The organism is Salegentibacter tibetensis (assembly GCF_020164485.1).
In the GTDB taxonomy this organism is placed as follows: Bacteria; Bacteroidota; Bacteroidia; order Flavobacteriales; family Flavobacteriaceae; genus Salegentibacter; species Salegentibacter tibetensis.
In genome coordinates, this window is the sequence record NZ_JAIQZA010000021.1 from 22,188 (window position 1) to 42,549 (window position 20,362).

Annotated in this window: 15 protein-coding genes; 6 read left to right on the plus strand and 9 right to left on the minus strand. The window is 37.6% G+C overall.

All coding sequences use genetic code 11. From position 1 onward, the window contains the following. Positions 1–58: 58 nt before the first annotated feature. From LB467_RS11745 to porV, 4 genes are all read right to left on the minus strand, one after another. Positions 59–1,726, minus strand: coding sequence for a pyruvate dehydrogenase complex dihydrolipoamide acetyltransferase (locus LB467_RS11745; RefSeq protein ID WP_224474233.1), 1,668 nt, complete (start codon positions 1,724–1,726; stop codon positions 59–61). Between the two features lie 3 nt (positions 1,727–1,729). Continuing rightward, entirely contained in the window at positions 1,730–2,731 is a 1,002-nt protein-coding gene (pdhA, locus tag LB467_RS11750; protein ID WP_224474234.1) for a pyruvate dehydrogenase (acetyl-transferring) E1 component subunit alpha, read from the minus strand. 108 nt (positions 2,732–2,839) lie between these two features. Further along, entirely contained in the window at positions 2,840–3,370 is a 531-nt protein-coding gene (cdd, locus tag LB467_RS11755) for a cytidine deaminase (RefSeq protein ID WP_317196366.1), read from the minus strand. A gap of 33 nt (positions 3,371–3,403) precedes the next feature. Next, positions 3,404–4,558, minus strand: coding sequence for a type IX secretion system outer membrane channel protein PorV (gene porV, locus LB467_RS11760; RefSeq protein WP_224474273.1), 1,155 nt, complete (start codon positions 4,556–4,558; stop codon positions 3,404–3,406). 425 nt (positions 4,559–4,983) lie between these two features. Here porV and gldJ point away from each other — a divergent pair, with 425 nt between their 5' ends. After that, on the plus strand, positions 4,984–6,678 hold the full coding sequence (gene gldJ / locus LB467_RS11765; RefSeq protein ID WP_449619102.1) for a gliding motility lipoprotein GldJ: 1,695 nt from the start codon (positions 4,984–4,986) through the stop codon (positions 6,676–6,678). Positions 6,679–6,792: 114 nt separating this feature from the next. Continuing rightward, the gene (locus tag LB467_RS11770; RefSeq protein WP_224474237.1) at positions 6,793–8,091 is read left to right on the plus strand and encodes a UDP-N-acetylmuramoyl-tripeptide--D-alanyl-D-alanine ligase; all 1,299 of its coding nucleotides are present in this window, start codon (positions 6,793–6,795) and stop codon (positions 8,089–8,091) included. On the opposite strand, the gene LB467_RS11775 is transcribed toward LB467_RS11770, so the two are convergent. The 5 genes from LB467_RS11775 to LB467_RS11795 form a co-directional block, all read right to left on the minus strand. Continuing rightward, entirely contained in the window at positions 8,081–8,701 is a 621-nt protein-coding gene (locus LB467_RS11775; protein ID WP_224474238.1) for a DUF4403 family protein, read from the minus strand. The genes LB467_RS11770 and LB467_RS11775 overlap by 11 nt on opposite strands. A gap of 312 nt (positions 8,702–9,013) precedes the next feature. Continuing rightward, the gene (locus LB467_RS11780; RefSeq protein ID WP_224474239.1) at positions 9,014–9,544 is read right to left on the minus strand and encodes a hypothetical protein; all 531 of its coding nucleotides are present in this window, start codon (positions 9,542–9,544) and stop codon (positions 9,014–9,016) included. A 943-nt stretch (positions 9,545–10,487) separates the two neighbouring features. Further along, complete coding sequence (locus tag LB467_RS11785; protein WP_224474240.1) at positions 10,488–11,378, minus strand: carbohydrate kinase family protein; 891 nt, start codon at positions 11,376–11,378, stop codon at positions 10,488–10,490. A gap of 1 nt (position 11,379) precedes the next feature. Further along, positions 11,380–12,969 (minus strand): glycoside hydrolase family 32 protein, encoded by a 1,590-nt coding sequence (locus tag LB467_RS11790; RefSeq protein ID WP_224474241.1) that lies wholly within the window; start codon positions 12,967–12,969, stop codon positions 11,380–11,382. Between the two features lie 17 nt (positions 12,970–12,986). Further along, entirely contained in the window at positions 12,987–14,321 is a 1,335-nt protein-coding gene (locus tag LB467_RS11795; protein WP_224474242.1) for a sugar porter family MFS transporter, read from the minus strand. Between the two features lie 164 nt (positions 14,322–14,485). On the opposite strand from LB467_RS11795, the gene LB467_RS11800 reads away from it, so the two are divergent. The 4 genes from LB467_RS11800 (at position 14,486) to LB467_RS11815 (ending at position 20,086) form a co-directional block, all read left to right on the plus strand. Beyond that, positions 14,486–15,649 (plus strand): galactokinase, encoded by a 1,164-nt coding sequence (locus LB467_RS11800; protein ID WP_224474243.1) that lies wholly within the window; start codon positions 14,486–14,488, stop codon positions 15,647–15,649. Positions 15,650–15,660: 11 nt separating this feature from the next. Beyond that, a complete protein-coding gene (locus LB467_RS11805) occupies positions 15,661–16,701 on the plus strand; it encodes a UDP-glucose--hexose-1-phosphate uridylyltransferase (protein ID WP_224474244.1) in 1,041 nt (346 codons plus the stop codon). Between the two features lie 614 nt (positions 16,702–17,315). Beyond that, positions 17,316–19,667, plus strand: coding sequence for a PAS domain S-box protein (locus tag LB467_RS11810; RefSeq protein WP_224474245.1), 2,352 nt, complete (start codon positions 17,316–17,318; stop codon positions 19,665–19,667). After that, positions 19,664–20,086, plus strand: a complete 423-nt coding sequence (locus tag LB467_RS11815; protein ID WP_224474246.1) for a response regulator — start codon at positions 19,664–19,666, stop codon at positions 20,084–20,086. The genes LB467_RS11810 and LB467_RS11815 overlap by 4 nt, the downstream gene beginning before the upstream one ends. Positions 20,087–20,362 lie beyond the last annotated feature (276 nt).

Here is a 20,362-nt window from a genome sequence, read left to right on the forward strand (position 1 = left end):
GATAAAAAAATCCCGCAAGAGTGCGGGATTTTAATAATTAGTTATTTTAAAACCTGGTTTACGCTAGCATAGTCACCGGGTTTTCCATGTAAGTTTTAAGCGTTTTTAAGAAAGCAGCACCGGTTGCTCCATCTACTGTTCTGTGATCGCAGGCAAGGGTTAACTTCATGGTATTTCCTACCACGATTTGTCCGTTTTTCACTACTGGTTTTTCAACAATAGTTCCTACAGAAAGGATTGCAGAGTTTGGCTGGTTAATGATACTGGTAAACTCAACAATACCAAACATACCCAGATTAGAAACAGTAAAGGTACTTCCTTCCATCTCATTTGGCTGCAATTTCTTGTTTCTTGCTTTACCGGCAACGTCTTTTACATTGTTCCCAATTTGGGTCATAGACATTTGATCGGCAAATTTTAAAACAGGAACTACAAGGCCTTCTTCTACCGCTACAGCAACACCCATATGAATGTGTTTAGCTATTTTCATAGATTCATTTGTCCACTGGCTGTTTACCTGTGGGTGTTTGCGAAGCGCCATGGCACTGGCCTTAATTACCATATCGTTAAAGGAAACCTTCACATCTGGCATTTCGTTAATTTGCTTACGTGAAGCCATTGCATTTGCCATATCTACCTCTATAGTAAGATAGTAATGCGGCGCATTAAACTTAGATTCCCCAAGTCTTTTTGCGATGGTTTTACGCATTTGAGAGTTTTTAATCTCCTCAAAGCTTTCTTCTCCTGCAGGCACATAAGGTTGTGGCGCAGCAGCAGCAGCATCTTCTTTGCCGGCTTTTGCTTCAGCAGGTTTTTCTGAAGGTTTATAATCTTCGATATCCTTTTTCACGATACGGCCATTGCCGCCGGTACCTTCCACATCTGAAAGATCTATACCTTTATCTTCTGCCATTTTCTTGGCAAGCGGAGAAGCAAAAATTCTTCCACCGTCTTTAGATGAACCTGAAGATTTCTTATCTGAAGATTTGCTTTCTTCTTTTTCTTCAGATTTATCTGATTTTTTATCGTCTTTCTTATCTGATTTTCCTGAAGATTTTTTAGACTTTCCGTCTACTGAAACGTTAGAAACATCTGTTCCTTCCGGTCCAATAATAGCAAGAAGACTATCAACCTTTGCGGTTTCGCCTTCTTCAAGACCAATTTTAAGCAAAGTCCCTTCATAGAAAGATTCGAATTCCATCGTAGCCTTATCGGTTTCGATCTCAGCCAGAATATCTCCTTCTTCAACTTTGTCGCCTTCCTTTTTCAACCAGGATGCAACGGTACCTTCTTCCATGGTATCACTAAGGCGGGGCATAGTAATAATCTCTACGCCTTCCGGAATTCCCCCATCGTCGCTATCGCCATCACTTTCAGCTTCATCTTCTGCCTCGTCTTCATCAGCACCTGACTTATCTTCTTTCTTATCTTTCTTTTCGTCTTTACCAGAATCTCCGCCACCTTTCAGCAATTCAGAAATATCTTCTCCTTCCTCACCTATAATAGCAAGTAAAGTATCTACAGGGGCGGTTTCGCCTTCTTCGATACCAATATGAAGTAAAGTCCCTTCGTGAAAAGACTCAAATTCCATCGTAGCTTTATCGGTTTCTATTTCAGCAAGGATATCTCCTTCTTCAACTTTATCACCTTTTTGCTTTAACCACTTCGCAACAACACCTTCTTCCATGGTGTCGCTCAAACGCGGCATATTGATTACTTCTGCCATAATTTACTGAGGTTTATGTGCTAAAAACGGATAATCTTCCTGTTCGTAAACAACATCATACATCACGTTCTTTTCCGGGAAACCTGACTCTTCAGCAAATTTCTCACATTCGGATACCTTATCCTTAACGCGTTTGTTGATCTCTTTTATTTCATCTTCTGAAGCATACTTTTTATCCTTAATTATCTTCAACACCTTGGTGATTGGATCTAATTCCTGATATTCTGCAACTTCTTCTTTTGTTCTATATTGCTGGGCATCACTCATAGAGTGACCACGATAACGGTAAGTTTTCATTTCTAAAAATGTAGGCCCGTCACCTTTTCTTGCTCTTTTAATCGCTTCATCTAAAGCTTCTGCTACTTTAATAGGATCCATAGCATCTACAGGACCGCAAGGCATTTCGTAACCATTACCAAGCTTCCAGATATCGGTACCTTTAGCAGTTCTTGCTACAGAAGTTCCCATAGCATAACCGTTATTTTCTACACAAAACACCACCGGTAAATTCCATTTCACGGCCATATTTAATGTTTCGTGAAGAGAACCCTGTCTTGCAGCACCATCACCTAAGAAAGTAAGTGTAACCGCTTCTCGCTTAAAGTATTTATCTGCAAATGCAAGCCCCGCACCAAGTGGGATTTGCCCTCCTACAATACCATGACCTCCATAAAAGTTATGTTCTTTAGAGAAAATATGCATAGAACCACCAAGACCTTGAGATGTCCCTGTACCTTTACCGTAAAGCTCTGCCATCACTCTTTTAGGATCTACCCCTAAACCAATTGGCTGCACGTGGTTACGATAAGCAGTAATCATTTTATCCTTTTCCAGGTCCATCACATGAAGGGCTCCTGCCAGGATAGCTTCCTGCCCATTATACAAATGCAAAAAACCTCTTACTTTCTGCTGAATGTAAACTTGTGCAAGTTTATCTTCAAATTTACGCCAAAACAGCATATCCTCGTACCACTTTAAATAGGTGGCTTTTGTTACTTTCTTCATTTAACTTATTAATTTTAAGGCCAGACAGATGGGTTTGCCAAGCGGAAAACAAAAATACTATTTTCAATAAGAATGGAAAACAGTTTTCAAGCAAAAATAACGAAAACGTTATAATACTGAATTTTCAAAAATTAAAGGTAGTAAATCTTTTATAGAGTTTGCCTTCATCACCTTACCACTCTCGCCCATAAAATAAACTGCGATTTCAGCTTTCTGCTTTAATTCATACTCCACCAACGCCTGCCTGCAAGCACCACACGGTGGCACTGGGGCTTCAACTTTATGCTTCATAGATTTAGCTGAAATGGCAATATTTTGAATTTGAGCTTCCGGATAGGCAGCCCCGGCGTAATAAATCGCGGTACGTTCTGCGCATAAACCCGAAGGATAAGAAGCATTTTCCTGATTGCTTCCGGCAACTATCTCATTATTATTTAAAGCTAAAGCAGCTCCAACCTTAAATTGAGAATAGGGTGCATAAGCTTTATCCCGGGCCAAGATCGCTTTATTCATTAAATTCTGAATAGCCTGTGGAAGTTCTTCTACAGATTCATAAACCTCAAAATTAGAGGTGATTTTTAATGGTTTCATATAAAAATAATTGGACAGGAAAGATAACAGAAAGCTTTCAGGTAGCAAATATTAAATTAATCAGTTCTTTTTCTGAAAAAGTTAATAGGTAGCGAATTGATCTCCAAAGTTAAAGGTTAATCCAAAACGCAGGGTCCCTTCTAAAGGACTTGGTACCGGTGAGGTAGAAAATAAATAGGAAATATCTATGTTAACCTGCTCATATTTAAAACCTGCCCCGAAAGAAGCAAACCTCCTGGATCCTTTGGTAAGACTTTCACTAAAATAGCCGGCACGAAATGCAAATGCTTCCCGATACATATATTCAGCTCCCAACGCCCAGGTCACTTCCCTAAGCTCTTCTCCTAAACCACCCGGTGCATCGCCCCAGGAAGTAAAGATACCTTCTATAGCACCTATATCATTATACCGCGCATCATCTTCGGCATCAATTTCTCCATCCCCATTAAAATCCCTCGGTGTAGGCACCAAAAGTTTATTGAACTCGACGTAAGCGCCCAGACGGTTCTCAATATCAAATATAAAATCGAAACCTGTTCCTACTTTAAAATTAGTTGGGATAAAATTTTCCTGCCCTGCATCGTCATATTTCATTTTAGGACCAATATTGGAAATATTAGCACCTGCTTTCCACACTCCGTCAAAACCTGAAAAAATCATTTGATCACTCTGATAATAGGCTGCCACATCTACCCCAAAACTATTAGCTGCACCTAAGTCTTCTTCGTCTTGCAGACCAAGATCTGAACGCAAATAGCGCCCGGCAACAGCCATAGAAAGGTTTTCACTTAGACGTAATGAATATGAAAGATCGAAAGTAAGTTCGTTAGGATTAACTAATAAAGGAGCCTGTTCAAAACTGGATCGCTGTTCTATACTTCCCAGGCTAAAGTAACGCAAACTGGAAGCAAAAGCACTTCTTTCATTGATTCTATAGAAATAACTAATATTTCCCAGAAAAATATCGTTAACAATATCACTTAAATAAGGAGTATAAGAAACCCCTATCCCATGTTCACTGGTAGCAAAAGCATATTTAGCAGGATTCCATTGCTGGGAAAAAGCATCTGGAGAAGTGGCCACACCCTGATCACCCATTCCGGCTGCTCTGGCATCGGCAGCTACAAGTAAAAAAGGGACTGCAGTAGTAATCACCCTATCCCTTTCTTCCTGGGCATTCATTTTAAACTGTGAGCTTAAAACTAAGCCGAGCAATAATATTGTAATTTTTTTCATCATATTAATTAATGATTAACAAATATATACTAATAATCTTGTTAAGAAAAGACCTTAAGTTTAAAATAATATTATAAAATAATACGTAAATAATTTAACATCTATAAAGCAATTAAAAAAAGTAGGGATAGACTCTTAACAACTGCAAAAAAGCTAAAATATTGTATGTTTAGTAATTTAGCCACTTTTTTAGGTGCTGCAAGCTTAAGTTTAATAAAATTCGTTTAATTTTGCTGCTTTCCTGCCTAACCTTATGATGAATAAATAGGGACGCGGGAGTTTTCAAAGAGCTTCATATCTCCCTAAGCCCTAAGGTCATCAGGGTTTTAAATAAATTTGAAGCCTGGGAGACATCATAAAATAAACTTGTACTTTTAGCGTTAATTACTATATTGCAAAGCCTAATATTTCTACCAAAAGAGATGATGAATATGAGAATCAATATTGCTTTTAGAGCCTTTTTAACCCTCGTTCTTGGCGTGGGTTTACTAAGCTGTAATAATTCCCGGGACTATGATAATAACTCCAGGGCAACCGGATGGGACATTAATTCAGATGAAGGTGGATTCCAGTATAACACAGATTACAAGGAACAGGAAGCCGGCCCGGGGCTGGTTTTCGTGGAAGGCGGAACCTTTACTATGGGACAGGTGCAGGACGATGTTATGCACGATTGGAACAACACTCCTACCCAACAACACGTTCAGTCTTTTTACATGGACGAAACTGAGGTAACCAATATGATGTATATGGAATACCTTGATTGGTTAAAAAAGGTTTTTCCTCCAACACAGGAGAACTTCCGTAATATTTATAACGGTGCAGTTCCAGACACCCTTGTTTGGAGAAATAGATTAGGCTTTAACGAAACAATGGTTAATAACTATTTACGCCATCCTGCTTATGGCAACTATCCCGTAGTTGGTGTTAGCTGGATACAGGCGGTAGAGTTTAGCAAATGGAGAACCGACAGGGTAAACGAACTTCTTTTAGAAGAAGGCGGTTACACTAAAGAAGGTGCCCGCTATACCGATGTTGAGGCAGGTACCACTTTTAATACCGAAACTTACTTAAATGCCCCCAGCCAGGCATACGGTGGAAATACTGAAATTAGCCAGGGAGGAGATGAATCTCAAAATATGATTGATAATCAAAATACCGATGCAGAAGGGAATGCCCTTGGTGGGCAAACATATGTTCAGCGTAAAGATGGAATTCTACTACCTGAATATCGTTTACCAACTGAAGTTGAATGGGAATATGCCGCATCTGCTTTGGTAGGAATTAGAGAGTACAATGTTTACAGAGGTAGAAAAAAATACCCATGGGATGGCCAATATACGCGTTCTGGCGATGTAAAAAGACAGGGAGACCAGCTAGCTAACTTTAAGCAAGGTGCCGGAGATTATGGCGGAATTGCAGGTTGGAGCGATGATGGTGCCGATATTACTGCTGAAGTAAAATCTTATGCACCCAACGATTTCGGACTTTATGATATGGCCGGAAACGTAGCTGAATGGGTAGCCGATGTATACCGACCAATAGTTGATGATGAATTTAATGACTTCAACTATTACCGGGGGAATGTTTATACCAAAAATGCTATTAACGAAGACGGATCAGTAAAAATAGTGGGGCTCGATGAAATTGAATTCGACACTTTAGCTACCGGAAGACTGGTTGCCAGAGCATATCCTGGAGATATTGCACAAATACCGGTTACCGAGGATGATACTTATATGCGTACAAACTATACCGATAGTGACCAACGTAATTATAGGGATGGTGATAAGAGCTCAAGCCGTTATTACCAATCATTTCAGGAGGCAGATGATGATTCTCAACGTATGTACAACTCCCCTACCTACAATGTTGCAGGCACTCCAGATAGTACAGGAGTAGCAAAACGCGGATATGACACTGCAGACAGGAGCACCCTTATAAGTGACGAGGTTAGAGTATACAAAGGTGGTTCCTGGAGAGATCGCGCTTATTGGTTAGACCCGGCACAACGTAGATATTTTCCACAGGATATGGCAACAGATTACATTGGATTTAGAAATGCCATGTCTAGAGTTGGTTCAAAATCTTTAGATAAAAATAAGAAGGCAAGAAATTAGATATCTTAATCTTCTAAAAATTATGATAAAAGCCCTATTTGTTTAGGGCTTTTTTTATAGTTTTATTTTTGAAGCTCTCGAATAATTTAAATTAAAGCTTAGAAATAGCCTTATATGAAAACAGCATTAATCCATCAGAGATTCCTGGTAAGCACTGGAATTTCTACCGACACCCGAAACATTGAACCCGGAAGCATTTTCTTCGCTTTAAAAGGCACAAATTTTAATGGTAACGAATTTGCCACACAAGCCATTGCAAAAGGAGCAATTTGCGCTATTGTAGACGACAAAGAAGCTGCTCTAAATGATAAGGAATATATTGTTGTAAATAATACCCTCGAGGCGCTTCAAAACCTGGCTAAGTTCCATAGAAAATACCTCGCAATTCCAATAATCGCTATTACCGGTAGCAACGGCAAAACCACTACCAAAGAGCTTATTTATAACGTACTTTCTAAAAAATATACAGTCACTGCCACCCAGGGCAATCTCAATAACCATATTGGTGTTCCGCTTAGTTTACTGGCTATGGATGAGGAAACCGAATTAGGCCTAATTGAAATGGGTGCAAACCACCCCGGAGAAATCGAATTCCTGTCTAATATAGCTATGCCAGATTATGGTTTTATAACTAACTTCGGAAAAGCTCACCTGGAAGGATTCGGAAGTTTAGATGGGGTGATACAGGCAAAAACCGAATTATACCGGCATTTAAAAGACCATAAAAAATTAATATTCCTGAATCTGGACGATGAAGTACAAAGACTGGAAATTAACTATAAACACATTTTTAGTTTTGGTAGCAATAGAAAGTCGCTGGTAAAAATCACTTATCCAGATACTACCGATTCTGCCGAATTGGTATTTAACGACACTAGCTTTAAAAGTCAATTAAGTGGTGCTTACAACTCCAAAAATATGGCTGCTGCGCTTTGTATAGGTTTGTATTTTAAAGTTCCTTTTGAAGAAATCAAAGAGGCTATAGAAAGTTATAAACCTTCTAACAATCGATCGGAGGTTATAGAGCGTAATTCAAATAAAATTTACCTTGATGCTTATAATGCCAATCCTACGAGTATGATGGCGGCATTGCAGCACTTTAAAAATTTAAAGACCAGCACTTCCAAGATTGTAATTCTAGGTGATATGGGCGAATTGGGTGCAGCTTCAGAAACAGAACATCAGGTAATCGTAAATTTCCTGGAAAATACTGATATTTCAGAAATTTACCTGGTTGGAGAACAGTTTAAAAAAACCACTACCAGCAAACCTAACATCATAAAGTTTAATAATACAGAAAATATCAAAAAGCATTTACAATTAGCCGAACTAAAAAATTGTAGTATCCTTATTAAAGGATCCAGAACAATGGCTTTGGAGCAGATCTTAGAAGTATTTGAGCCTAAAGCTTGATCTCCTTAACATCTATAAAACCATAGGCACTAATTTCCAAAAGAATTAACAACAATGAATCTCCAGGGATAATTTCAGCCACCTTTAATGTGTTTACATTTCCCGAAAGAAAAACTCCGGGAGCGGCTTCCATTTCATTTACAAGCTTATCATTGACCTTATTTAGCTGTTCATTAATATGAGGCTGGAGATCTAATTTCATCTTATTTTTAATCTTTTTATAGATTAAGCTATTAGCAAGGGTCTCTAAAGAATTATCCATAAACCAACTTTTGCTCTGGCCTTCCAGTTCATACTCCGTCACCTCTATCACCTGCTCCACCTCATCAAAACCCAAAGCGATATGTACCAGTAAGTTCACCTCTTTATTTTTAAAAAGCGTAGTAAGGGTTTTCAATTTTAAATCAAGGGTGAGATCAAAGTTTGACTCTTTACTTTTACCGAGATTAGCACCAAGCACTTCAACATAATTTTTCACGGTGCCTTTAGAGTCTTCCATTCCTATTTGTTCTCCCACTAATTTTTCCTGAAGCAGGTTTTCTAAAACCCGGTAGCTTATTTTAACCGGTAAATTGAGTTTTATATTGTCTTCGTCTAAAAGCTTATTCATATGTATAATTTCAGTTTGGTTAGTTTATGGTTTACCACATATACAACTTAAGTTTTTTCTACTGAAATATTCTGAAAACGCAGTTAAATAAATTTAAACTTCAGGAATTAGTCCAAATCAAGAACCTCGGGGCAAGCCCACGAGGTATGAATTGGAAAACTATTTTATAATTTCGAGGCAAGCCTCGGGGAATTAAACCCTCAATGAGGGATTCAAAAAATCATAACAAAAAAAGCTGCTTTAAAGAATCGTGTTGAACTTCTTGAGATACCCCGAAACCATTTACACAACTTTTTTCAACAGTAATTTAATTTAATCCAGTTCAGAAGCTACCCTAAAATTAAAGTTACCGTTACTGATTAATTTCATAGAATTATCTACTGGATTATGAGCTTCAAATTCAAAATTTCCTTTAATATAATTACCATCATCTTCAATGATCTCCAAATATGGAAAGGTAGCTTGAACCTGTTTATTTTCAGCAACAGTAATCCAGTCTCCTAATGGATTGACAATGCCGTATCTCATCCAACTTTTATTAAATATATTATTGCTAAACATATAATTTCTTGCGCCCATATAATCGGCAATATAAAACTCCATAATTTCTCCACTGGTGGTTTCTACATTTACCTGAAGATCTATTCCTCCATAATCGTTCAAATATTTTTGGCAGGAAATTAATCCCACCGAACGATCTACCATAAAATCTGTCCCATCAATCTGGGCGCTTAAAAATTCTTCTTCCTGCAACTGATCTACGGGATCATCATCCCTACATCCTACTAAAAGGCAAATTATAAATACACAGGGGGCTACGATCGGATTATAAAAACTTTTCATAACAAAGAACATTTAATGGTTTAAAATTCATTACTTAAAAATAGAAAATCATTGCTTTACCTGTCAGGGTGTTTTCACCCTAATTTCCTGATATACAAAATATTAACTTTTTAAAATAGGAGATTGCTTTCAGGAATTTAATACGCCAATAAATAATTCTACCACTTCCAGTAGTTTCAGCATATTTAATATCTAATGCAGTGCAGTAAAATCGGCATTCATGGCTATTTCTATTACTTCAGAAAGTGTGAATGCAATTTGAAAAATGAATTCTATAAAACTTTTTAAGTTCTTTCGAAAGAATATTTAAAAAAATAGCACTATAAATATTTGAATATCAGCTGAATGAGATTACCCTTACGGAAACCCGTAAAATAGAAAGTAACAAAAGCGCTAAGTTTGATACAAATAAGTGCAAATAGATCTGTATTTGTACTTATTTAATTTGGCAATTAAAACAATGCCGGTTGCAGAAGACTAAACTGAGTAGGGTCTGTTTTTGTCTTTACGTGGCCGGCATTTTTATTCGAGTTCTTTACGCTCTTCTTTTCGGAAATAATGTTTTAAAATCCACCCGCCCTTTTAGCATTTTTGTGACAAGATTTGATGCGGTGCCTGCAGGACAGGCAGCGAGCAATATGATTCCAATTTTATATACAATACAGGATCTATTGACCAGAAAAAGATCTACAGGAAAGAAATAACTGAAACACCAGGCCAGTAAATATCCCCCAAGACAAAAACTCTTATAAAATTTTTTAAATTTAGATCCAGCCCTATTCCAAACATAATTAGGGCGCTAGACAGGGGTATAAAAATATCGGCAAATTGCTGCATGTTCTTTCAAAAAGAAATTCAGGATAATATTTTTTTGAAAGCCAGAAAGCTTTAAGAGTTCGAAACTAATTTGTGAGCGACACCTTTAATTGATAAAATACAGCTATTACCATGGAAACATAAATTTTTGAATTTTGTCTTTTGAAATTTCAGGATTCGCGCCTTCTTCCCCGGCTACCAAAGCTCCCACGGCACAGGCAAAATCCAGTGTACTTTGTGGATCTTCTTCTTTTAACAAGCCGGCGATTAAACTGGCAAGAAATGAATCTCCCGCACCTACCGTATCTTTAACTTTAACTTTGAAACCACTGTTGTAGTAACGCGCTCCATCTTTTAGTAAAACCGCGCCATGACGCCCCTTGGTTACACAAATGGTTTGCGTATTTGTTCTTTCTGAAAGATATTGGAGGTTTTGTTCTATAGAATTATAAGGCGATCCAATCATTTCAGCAATTTCAAATAATTCGTCATCATTGAATTTTATAAAATCTGCCTGCTCCATCAGTTTTACTAAAACCTCTTTTTCATAATAAGGCGGCCGAAGATTAATATCGAAAATGCGGTATTTTGCTTCCGGTAAAAGTTCAAAAAGCGTTTGTTGACTTACCTTATCGCGGCAAATTAAACTTCCGAAGATAAAAGCATCAGCATTTTGTACCGAGTTTTTAATCCCTTCTGAAATTTCAATTTTATCCCAGGCCGCAGGATGCGCAATCTCATAAGTAGCAGAGCCACTTGCAGACAAAGTTACATTAACTACTCCTGTAACATGTTCTGCATCTTTGGCAATATTTTCGGTTTTAATATTTTTAGATTCCAGATGAGAAATTAGTTTTTCACCTTTTTCATCATCTCCTACTGTACTAATCATTTCGGTTTCAATTCCCAATCCCGATAATCTAGACGCAACATTAAGCGGTGCTCCACCAATTTTCTCCCGGTCTGGAAAAACATCATATAATATTTCGCCGAAGCATACGGCTGTTGGTTGTTTCATCTTAACTTTTAATTACTTGAATTCTTAAATCATTTATCTGAAATTTTTCTCCTTCCGCAGAAAAATTCTTTAATCTCTGCTCTGGAAAGAAAATTTCAGTCATTACGGTTTCTCCATTATCAAAGAAAAGTTCGATAGACATATTATCTATAACTGCCTTCACTTTTAGATTCGAAGCTTTTGAAAGTCGGGGTGCTGTTGAGATTTTATTGCCAAAATTCTCGTTAAAATCGGTTAGCCCAGATTGGCTTTGGTCTATATAAAATTCTTCTGTATTATGATCGTACCCAAATTTTAAAATATCATCTCCTTCGCTGGTTAGACTGAAATGATACTCCTGATCTTTTAAATTTTCTATTTCAAATGAAATTACAGACTTAGATATGTCTATTTCTTCGGAAGTTGCTATTTGCGTTTCGCCTTCAACTGAAATATTGTCTTTAGTAAATTCTTCCACTGTATATTCTTGTAGTTCAGCTACCGGGGTTGAAATCATTTGGTAGGTTTCCCCGGTTTTGGTCAGTTTTAATTCGCGAGCTATCGTCATTGCGCTTCTCCAGGTTTCCGTGGGAACTTCATTTGCATATTGCCAGTTAGACATCCAGCCCATAAATAAATGCCTGCCATCTTCCTGCGGAATATTAGCCCAGGTTACCCCGGCATAATTATCCTTTCCAAAGTCCAACCAGTAATGATGATCTTCACCCAAATCACTCATAGACTCGTCTAAAGTGAAGGTTTTGCCATCAAAATCACCTACAAAATATTGAGTCCCTGAACCACCATTGAATCCGCCGGGATTTAAGCTTTGAATCAACACCCATTTTTTCTCCTCAGTTCCTTCAACCTTCATCTGTATAAAGTCTGGACATTCCCAAACCCCGCCGTGGGCGCCTATCCTACGGCCAAATTCAGAGGCTAACTCCCAGTCTTTTAAATTTTGAGAAGTGTAAAACATTGTTTGATCATCGGCAGAAAGTACCATAACCCATTGATTGTGTACCTCATCACGGGTTATTTTTGGATCCCGAAAATCACGAATCCCAGGATTTTCAATAACAGGATTTCCTTTATATTTAGTAAAGGTTTTTCCTTCATCAAGACTATAAGCAATGGCCTGGGTTTGAAAATCGTCCTGGCCTTCTTCCTCTCCTTTTGGATCATGATAGGTAAACATCGCAATTACCGGCGCAGTTTCCCCATTTCCAAAACCCGAAGTGTTTTCAGTATCTACTACAGCACTTCCTGAGAAAATATAACCCTGCTCATCGGGCTCCAGAGCTATGGGCTGTTCTTCCCAGCTAATCATATCTTTACTGGTAGCGTGCCCCCAGTGCATAGGGCCCCAGGTATTTCCTTCGGGGTAATGTTGGAAAAATAAATGGTAGGTTCCGTTTAGGAAGAACATCCCGTTAGGATCGTTCATCCAGTTTTCTTCAGGAGTAAAATGAAAAGCAGGCCTAAAATCGGTATCGCTCTGGGCGGTAATTTCAGGAGTTTTCCCATTAGACTGCTTATTGTTATCCTTACAGGAAAACAGCAGCATCACGCTAAGAAAACAGGAAAAAAGAAATATAAATTTATTTTTCATTATAAAATATTTTATTGCTAAAATGCTTCTTTGTGTTTACCAGGGGATAATTCTTCGCCCAGTTCTTCCAGTGTTTTTCCTTTGGTTTCGGGCATCATAAAAATCACAAAAAGCAGTTGAAGCACCATCATAAATGCGAAAAATGCGAATACATAACCAGGGCCGATTGTAGCAAAAAGAACCGGTACCAGAGAAGGTACAATAGCTGCTAATACCCAATGCGTAGAAGAGCCAAATGCCTGCCCGTAGGCTCTTAGATGATTTGGGAATATTTCAGAAATGAACACCCAAATTACCGCCCCCTGGCCTACGGCGTGCGCGGCGATAAACAGGAATAGGAAAATAGGTACCCAAAGTCCGCCCCAGTTCAGGAAGAATGCTGCAGCTACCAGGGATAGAGAAATGATATAACCTATAGACCCCACAAACATCAGTTTTTTCCTTCCTACTCTATCAATTAGAAAAACTCCAAGAAGTGTAAAAAGTAAATTTACCACGCCAATACCAATACTACTTAATAAGGCGGTATTGGCCTCTAAACCGGCCGATTCAAAAATCCTGGGCGCGTAATAGAGAAAAGCATTTATGCCGGAAAGCTGATTAAAAAATGCAATTAAAAAAGCCAAAATTAATGGAAAGCGATACTTTTTCATAAAGATGTTCTCTCCCGTGATCTGGTTTTCAGATTGTTTTTTAATCTCCAGCATTCGTTCTTTCAAATTAGCTTCAGGATTAATTTTCTCGAGTATTTTAGCCGCTTCTTCGTTTCTGGATTTAGAGATAAGCCAACGTGGACTTTTAGGAATAAATACAACAAATATAACATAGATAAACGCCGGGATAGCTTCTACCCCGAGCATCCACCGCCAGGGTTGCGTCCCGGTATCGCGAAGTAAATAATTTGAAAGATAAGCGATTAAAATCCCTAAAACGATATTGAACTGATAAAGGGATACCAACCTACCCCTGTCTTTAGGCGGTGCAATTTCTGAAACATAGGTGGGAGCTGCAATGGTCGAAGCTCCAACTCCCAATCCTCCTAAAAACCGAAAAACGGCAAAAGTAATAGGATCATTTGCGAAAGCTGAACCAAGCGCCGAAAGAAGATAAAGAACACCTATTACCAATAGCGTATTTTTTCTTCCGAATTTATTAGTGGGAATTCCTCCAAAAATAGCACCTACTACAGTTCCCCATAAGGCCATTGCCATAACCACGGAGCCGTGAAACGCATCAGAGGTGCCCCATAAATCTTGCAATTGTTTATCGGCTCCCGAAATAACAACAGTATCAAACCCAAAAAGAAAACCTGCCAAAGCAGCGCTAATAGACCAGACGAAAATTTTATTCATAAAAATAAAGCTGAGTGAAAATCTAATCTAAGAATAATTTTTAAGTCTTCACTCCCTAAGTGATAATTATAAAAATTGCTGTTTTAAGTAAAAGATTCTCTATAAATCAAATGAACGTAAGTTTTACATTTATTATATTTGAAAATCTTTAAAAGAAATTTCATTTGAAACCAGCAGAAAATAATAGCAGTATACCTGAGAATTTTAAAAATTTTAAGGCTGAAGTTAAGGTTGCTTCCCCCGGGAGGATTAATCTCATTGGCGAGCATACCGATTATAACCAGGGTTTTGTAATGCCCTCGGCCATAGACAAGAAAATCCATTTTAAATTCAGGAAAAACGATAGTGATAATTTAGTCCGAATTTATAGCGAAACCTTTGAAACTTATGTGGAATTTGACCTAAACCAGATTTCGAAAAGAAAAAAATCCTGGGAGAATTATTTGCTGGGCGTTATTGATGAAATTAAGAAAGTTGGCAAAAAATTTAAGGGTTTTGACTGTATTATAAAAAGTGAACTGCCTATTGGAGCAGGGATTAGTTCTTCGGCAGCCCTGGAATGTGGTTTTGCAGGTGGTTTAAATTCGTTATTTGATTTAAACCTGTCGCAAATGGAGATCGTAAAACTTTCGCAGCGGGCAGAGAATAATTTTGTGGGCAATAACTGCGGAATTATGGACCAGTTTGCTTCCGTAATGAGCAAAAAAGATCATTTTATAAAGCTGGATTGCCAATCGCTGGAAGCAGAATTTATTCCGGCTGAAATTCAGAATTGTAAATTATTACTTTTAAACACTAATGTTTCTCATAACCTGGCCGATAGCGAATACAATACCCGAAGACAGGAATGCGAAAATGCGGTAGCCATTATTCAGAAAAAATATACAGAAGTGAACTCGCTAAGACAGGTATCTTTTGAGATGCTGGAAGAATTCAAAGAAAAAATTGGCCCAATAAGCTTGAAACGCTGCCGGTATGTACTGGAAGAAAATAAACGCGTACAGGATACCGAAAAAGCTTTACGAAGCGGTGATCTAAAAGCACTGGGGAAATTAATGTATGCATCCCACAGAGGCCTGCAGCATCAATATGAGGTAAGTTGCCCTGAACTGGATTTCCTGGTAGATTTTTCTGAAGACAAAAGCTTTATTTACGGCTCCCGTATGATGGGTGGTGGTTTTGGCGGTTGCACGATTAATTTAATTGAAACCGACAAAATCGAGCATTATGTTGAGGAAGTAGAAAAAGCTTATCAGGAAAAATTTAATATTACCCCCACGCCCATAACAGTAGTTCCCGACGCAGGAACTCAAATTACTAAAGTTTAAAAGAGGAAAATATGAACACGGAATTGAACAAGCATCCACATAGAAGATATAATATTTTAACCGGAGAATGGATTTTGGTTTCGCCACACAGAACCAAAAGACCATGGCAGGGGAAAACCGAAAAAAACAGCCAGGAAAAACGGGAAACCTACGATCCTTCCTGCTATTTATGTCCCGGAAATTCAAGAATGGGTGGAGAAACAAATCCCGATTACAAAGGTGTTCATTCTTTCGAAAACGACTTTCCTTCCCTCCTGCCCGATGGACCTACTGAAGATTTTAAAAACGGACTTCTAAAAGCCGAAAGTGAAACGGGAATTTGCAAAGTAGTGTGTTTTTCACCAGATCATTCCCTTACCCTCCCATTAATGGAGGTGGAAGATATCACTAAAGTTGTGGGACTTTGGAAAAAAGAATATGAGGAACTGGGCAGTAAAGAAAATATAAATTACGTTCAAATCTTTGAAAACAAAGGTGCGATGATGGGCTGCAGCAATCCGCATCCACACGGGCAAATATGGTCTCAAAAATCCATTCCTACAGAAGTTTTAAAGAAATCCAGGCATTTTAAAGCTCACTGGGAGAAAAATAAGAGCAGTTTGTTAAGCGATTATTTAAAACAGGAACTGAAACTTAATGAGCGTATTTTAGCAAAAAACGAACATTTTGTAGCCCTGATTCCTTACTGGGCGGTTTGGCCTTACGAAGCGATGATTATTCCTGTAAAACATTATCAGCATATTGGGCAGTTAAATGCTGAAGAGGAAAAAGCCTTTGCTGAAATTATTAAAAAGCTTACCATAAAATATGATAACCTTTTTGAAACCTCTTTCCCGTATTCTTCCGGAATTCACCAGGCTCCCACCAATGGCAAGGAATACCCGGAATGGCATTTTCATATGAGTTTTTATCCGCCGCTTTTAAGATCGGCCACGGTAAAGAAATTTATGGTAGGTTACGAAATGTTTGCCGGCCCGCAAAGGGATATTACCGCAGAACAGGCAGCCGGTAATTTAAAAGAACTTTCTGAAGTTCATTATTTGAAGCAATAGAAAATAAAAATCAGATTTAATTCCCGGTGTGTTCAACATTAAGGGGGGAAAATGCTCATGAATGATTTTCAATCCTTTCCATAGTATAACATTATCTATGGGCTTAAAATTTGCGTAAAAATTAACCAAACCTACCTCTCCGAATTCATTTATGAGTAAATCTTCGAGTTCGTATTCAGAACTAAAAATCGTCCCTTCATATAGCTAATATCCAACAATCAGGTTCTTCCTTTTCGATTAATTCAAACAAGATTATAAGCATATAAATTCGATAAAATGCATTGATGGTTCAAATTTTTTAATTGACACGTTCTTTTTTCTTACAAATTACATTTTAATATAGTATGTTTGGGTAAAATCAAGAACCTCGGGGAATTAAACCCTCAATGAGGGATTAAAATATATATTTATATCGTTTTTATTTAAGTAAACTATTATGATTTGCCGTTTATAAACAACCCGGAAATGAATTATTCAGGTAAATAAAGCCAATACATCTGTAAATGATTTTTAATCTCCTATTCCTTGATTTCTTTGAAATTTCAAAATGAAAACAGGGTGGTTTTAATTACCCAGATTACCATTCTCTTCACTCCGTTTAACCTAAAAAAATTATGCCCTACCATCCCCAATTTAAACCTATTTTTCAACTTATACCTGCTCCCAGTATGGTATTGCTTCCTGATGCTCCAAAATTTACAATTGTGGCGGTTAATAATGCCTATTTGGAAGCGTCAAATTCAACGGAAAAGGATTTAATAGGAAAAGGGATCTTTGAAGCCTTTCCTGAAAACCCGGAAAACAAAGTGTCAAAAAGTGTTGAAAACTTAAGAAACTCCCTGGAATTTGTTATTGACTTTAAGGAGAAGCATAAAATGGCACCTCAACAATATGATATTTCTATTCGAGGTACTTCAGGATTTAAAGTCAAGTATTTCAATCCTCAAAATATTCCATTATTGGATGATGATGGGAACATAACCCATATTTTACATTCAGTGGAAGACGTAACAGATAAAAAAAATCTGGAATTATCGCTTGAAATTGAAAGACAGCGTTTTAATGACCTATACTTTCAGGCACCTTCCTGTATGGGAATATTAAAGGGACCGGATCATGTTTACGAATTAGCCAATCCGCTTTATTTAGAATTAATAGGCGCAAAAGATATTATAGGGAAGACAGTGAAAGAAGTACTGCCGGAACTTGAAACACAGGGTATTTTAAAACTCTTGGACACTGTTTATGAAACCGGAGAAACTTTTTCAGCTAATGAGATGCTTCTCAAGTTTGATCATCACGGAAACGGTGAACTCGTAGACAGATACCTGAACTTTATTTATCAGGCTAACAGAAATAATGAGGGCATTATAAATGGGATCCTTGTTTTTGCTACAGATGTAACTGAACTGGTACTGGCGCGTAAAAAAACTGAGGAAAGCGAAAAACGCTATAAGGAATTAATTCAAAATTTACCAATTGCTACCGTTTCCAGTGATTTTGAAGGACGCATATTATTATACAACAAAGCGGCAGTAGCCCTATGGGGAAGAGAACCGGATATAGAAAATGATAAGTGGTGTGGAGCCTGGAAACTTTATTGCAAGAATGGGAATCCTCTTCCTGACGAATTGTCCCCAATGGCTATTGCCATAAAAGAAGGACGCAAAACTTCTGCCGAGGAAATAATTGTAGAGCGTCCCAATGGGGATAAAGTAAATGTGTTGATTAATCCGGTTCCTTATAAAGATTCTTCAGGTAAAGTAATTGGGATTGTTAATATGGGCATTGACATTACCGAAAGCAAAAAAACTGAAAAATATCTCAGGGAAAGTGAAAAAAAATACCGGCAGATCGTGGAGACAGCACAGGAGGGTATCTGGCTTGTAGATGAAAATGACAGGACCACCTTTGTCAATGATAAACTTTGTGAAATCCTGGAATACAACCGGGATGAGATGATAGGAAAAGAAATCTATCTCTTTATGGATGAAGATGCCAGGAACAAGGCACTTCATGTAATGCAAAGGAAAAAAGAGGGATATTCGGGTCAATTTCAATTTAAATATCTCTCAAAATCAGGTAAAGAAGTGTGGACCTATATTTCTGTAAATCCACTTTTTGATGAAACAGGATGCTATAAAGGGGGCCTGGCAATGGTTACCGATATTACCGAAAGAAGAAAGGCCGATGAAGAACTAAGGGTATTAAACAAAGAACTCGCTGATCAAATTGAAAAAAAAGAAAGATGGGCTTCAGAATTAAGCTTTTCAAATAAGGAATTAGTTAAAACAAACAAGGAACTGGACCGTTTTGTCTATAGCGTTTCTCACGATTTACGTTCCCCGTTAACCTCTATTCTCGGCCTTATTTCTTTTATTGAAGAGGATAGTAAAGAACCTGACACCCTGGAACATGTGAAAATGATACGAACCAGTGTTAACAGACTTGACGGATTCATTAAAAATATCCTTAGTTACTCGCAAAATAACCGCACCGATCTGGAGGTTCAAAAAATACCCATTAAGAAAACCATTTATGAAATTGTAGACTCGGTACGCAACATAAAAGAGGCCAATGGAATTTCTTTTAAGGTTGATATTGACGAGCAATACCCCTTTTATTCAAATTGGCATCGCTTTAGTACAGTTCTTGAAAACCTCGTTTCCAATTCCATTAAATATCATACAAATGAGGTTTCCGGAAGGTATTTAAAACTTACCGGGACATTAGACCCGGAAGAATTAAAGCTAAGCATCTCCGACAATGGAATTGGAATAGACCCTGAATTTCATGATAAAATATTTGAAATGTTCTATCGCCTGCCCGGTAATACCGAGGGTACAGGTTTAGGGCTGTATATTGTAAAGGAAACAGTTGAAAAAATGCAGGGAAACATTGAAATCCAGTCTGAAAAAGGAATAGGAACTACCTTTAACATTAGACTCAAAAATTTAAAAGTATGAGTAACGAACTTCCCATAAGTTTTAAAAGTTTCATGATTATTGACGATAACCTTATAGATCTTTATATAGCATCGCGAATGATCACTAAAAATAATTTTGGAAAAAAAGTTTTGCAGTATTCCTCGGCTATTGAGGCCTTAAAATATTTACAGGGAAATCAGGAAAACATTCCCTTGTTGCCAGAGGTGATTTTTGTGGATATATATATGCCAGGCATGTCTGGATTTGAATTTATGGCCGAATACGATAATTTACCGGCCAATCTAAAAAATCATTGCAGGGTATTCATTATTTCTTCATCGGTTGACGAAGAAGACGTGGCTAAAGCTAACAGCGATACAAACGTAGTGGCCATGAAGGAAAAACCAATTACCAAAGAATTTTTAAACGAATTAAAGATTAGTTATAGCATTTCATAATTCAACTAAATTCCGTTTTGATCCAGAACAAGATTACGATTTTTGAACAGTGTGCTATTTCAAAAATTTTGTACGCTATAAAACCATAGAATATTGTACCTCACATAAAAAGACCTCACATTCCCGTGAAACCAATTTCTTCTAGTAGCGGTAAAAATCGAAATATTCATAAGGATTTGGCCTTGTCTCCTGCAAAATGAATATTATACTTAGAAGCCTTAATAGTGATAAGGGTTCCGAAGAGAAGGACCTAACATCGTCGTAATTAATAGTTTT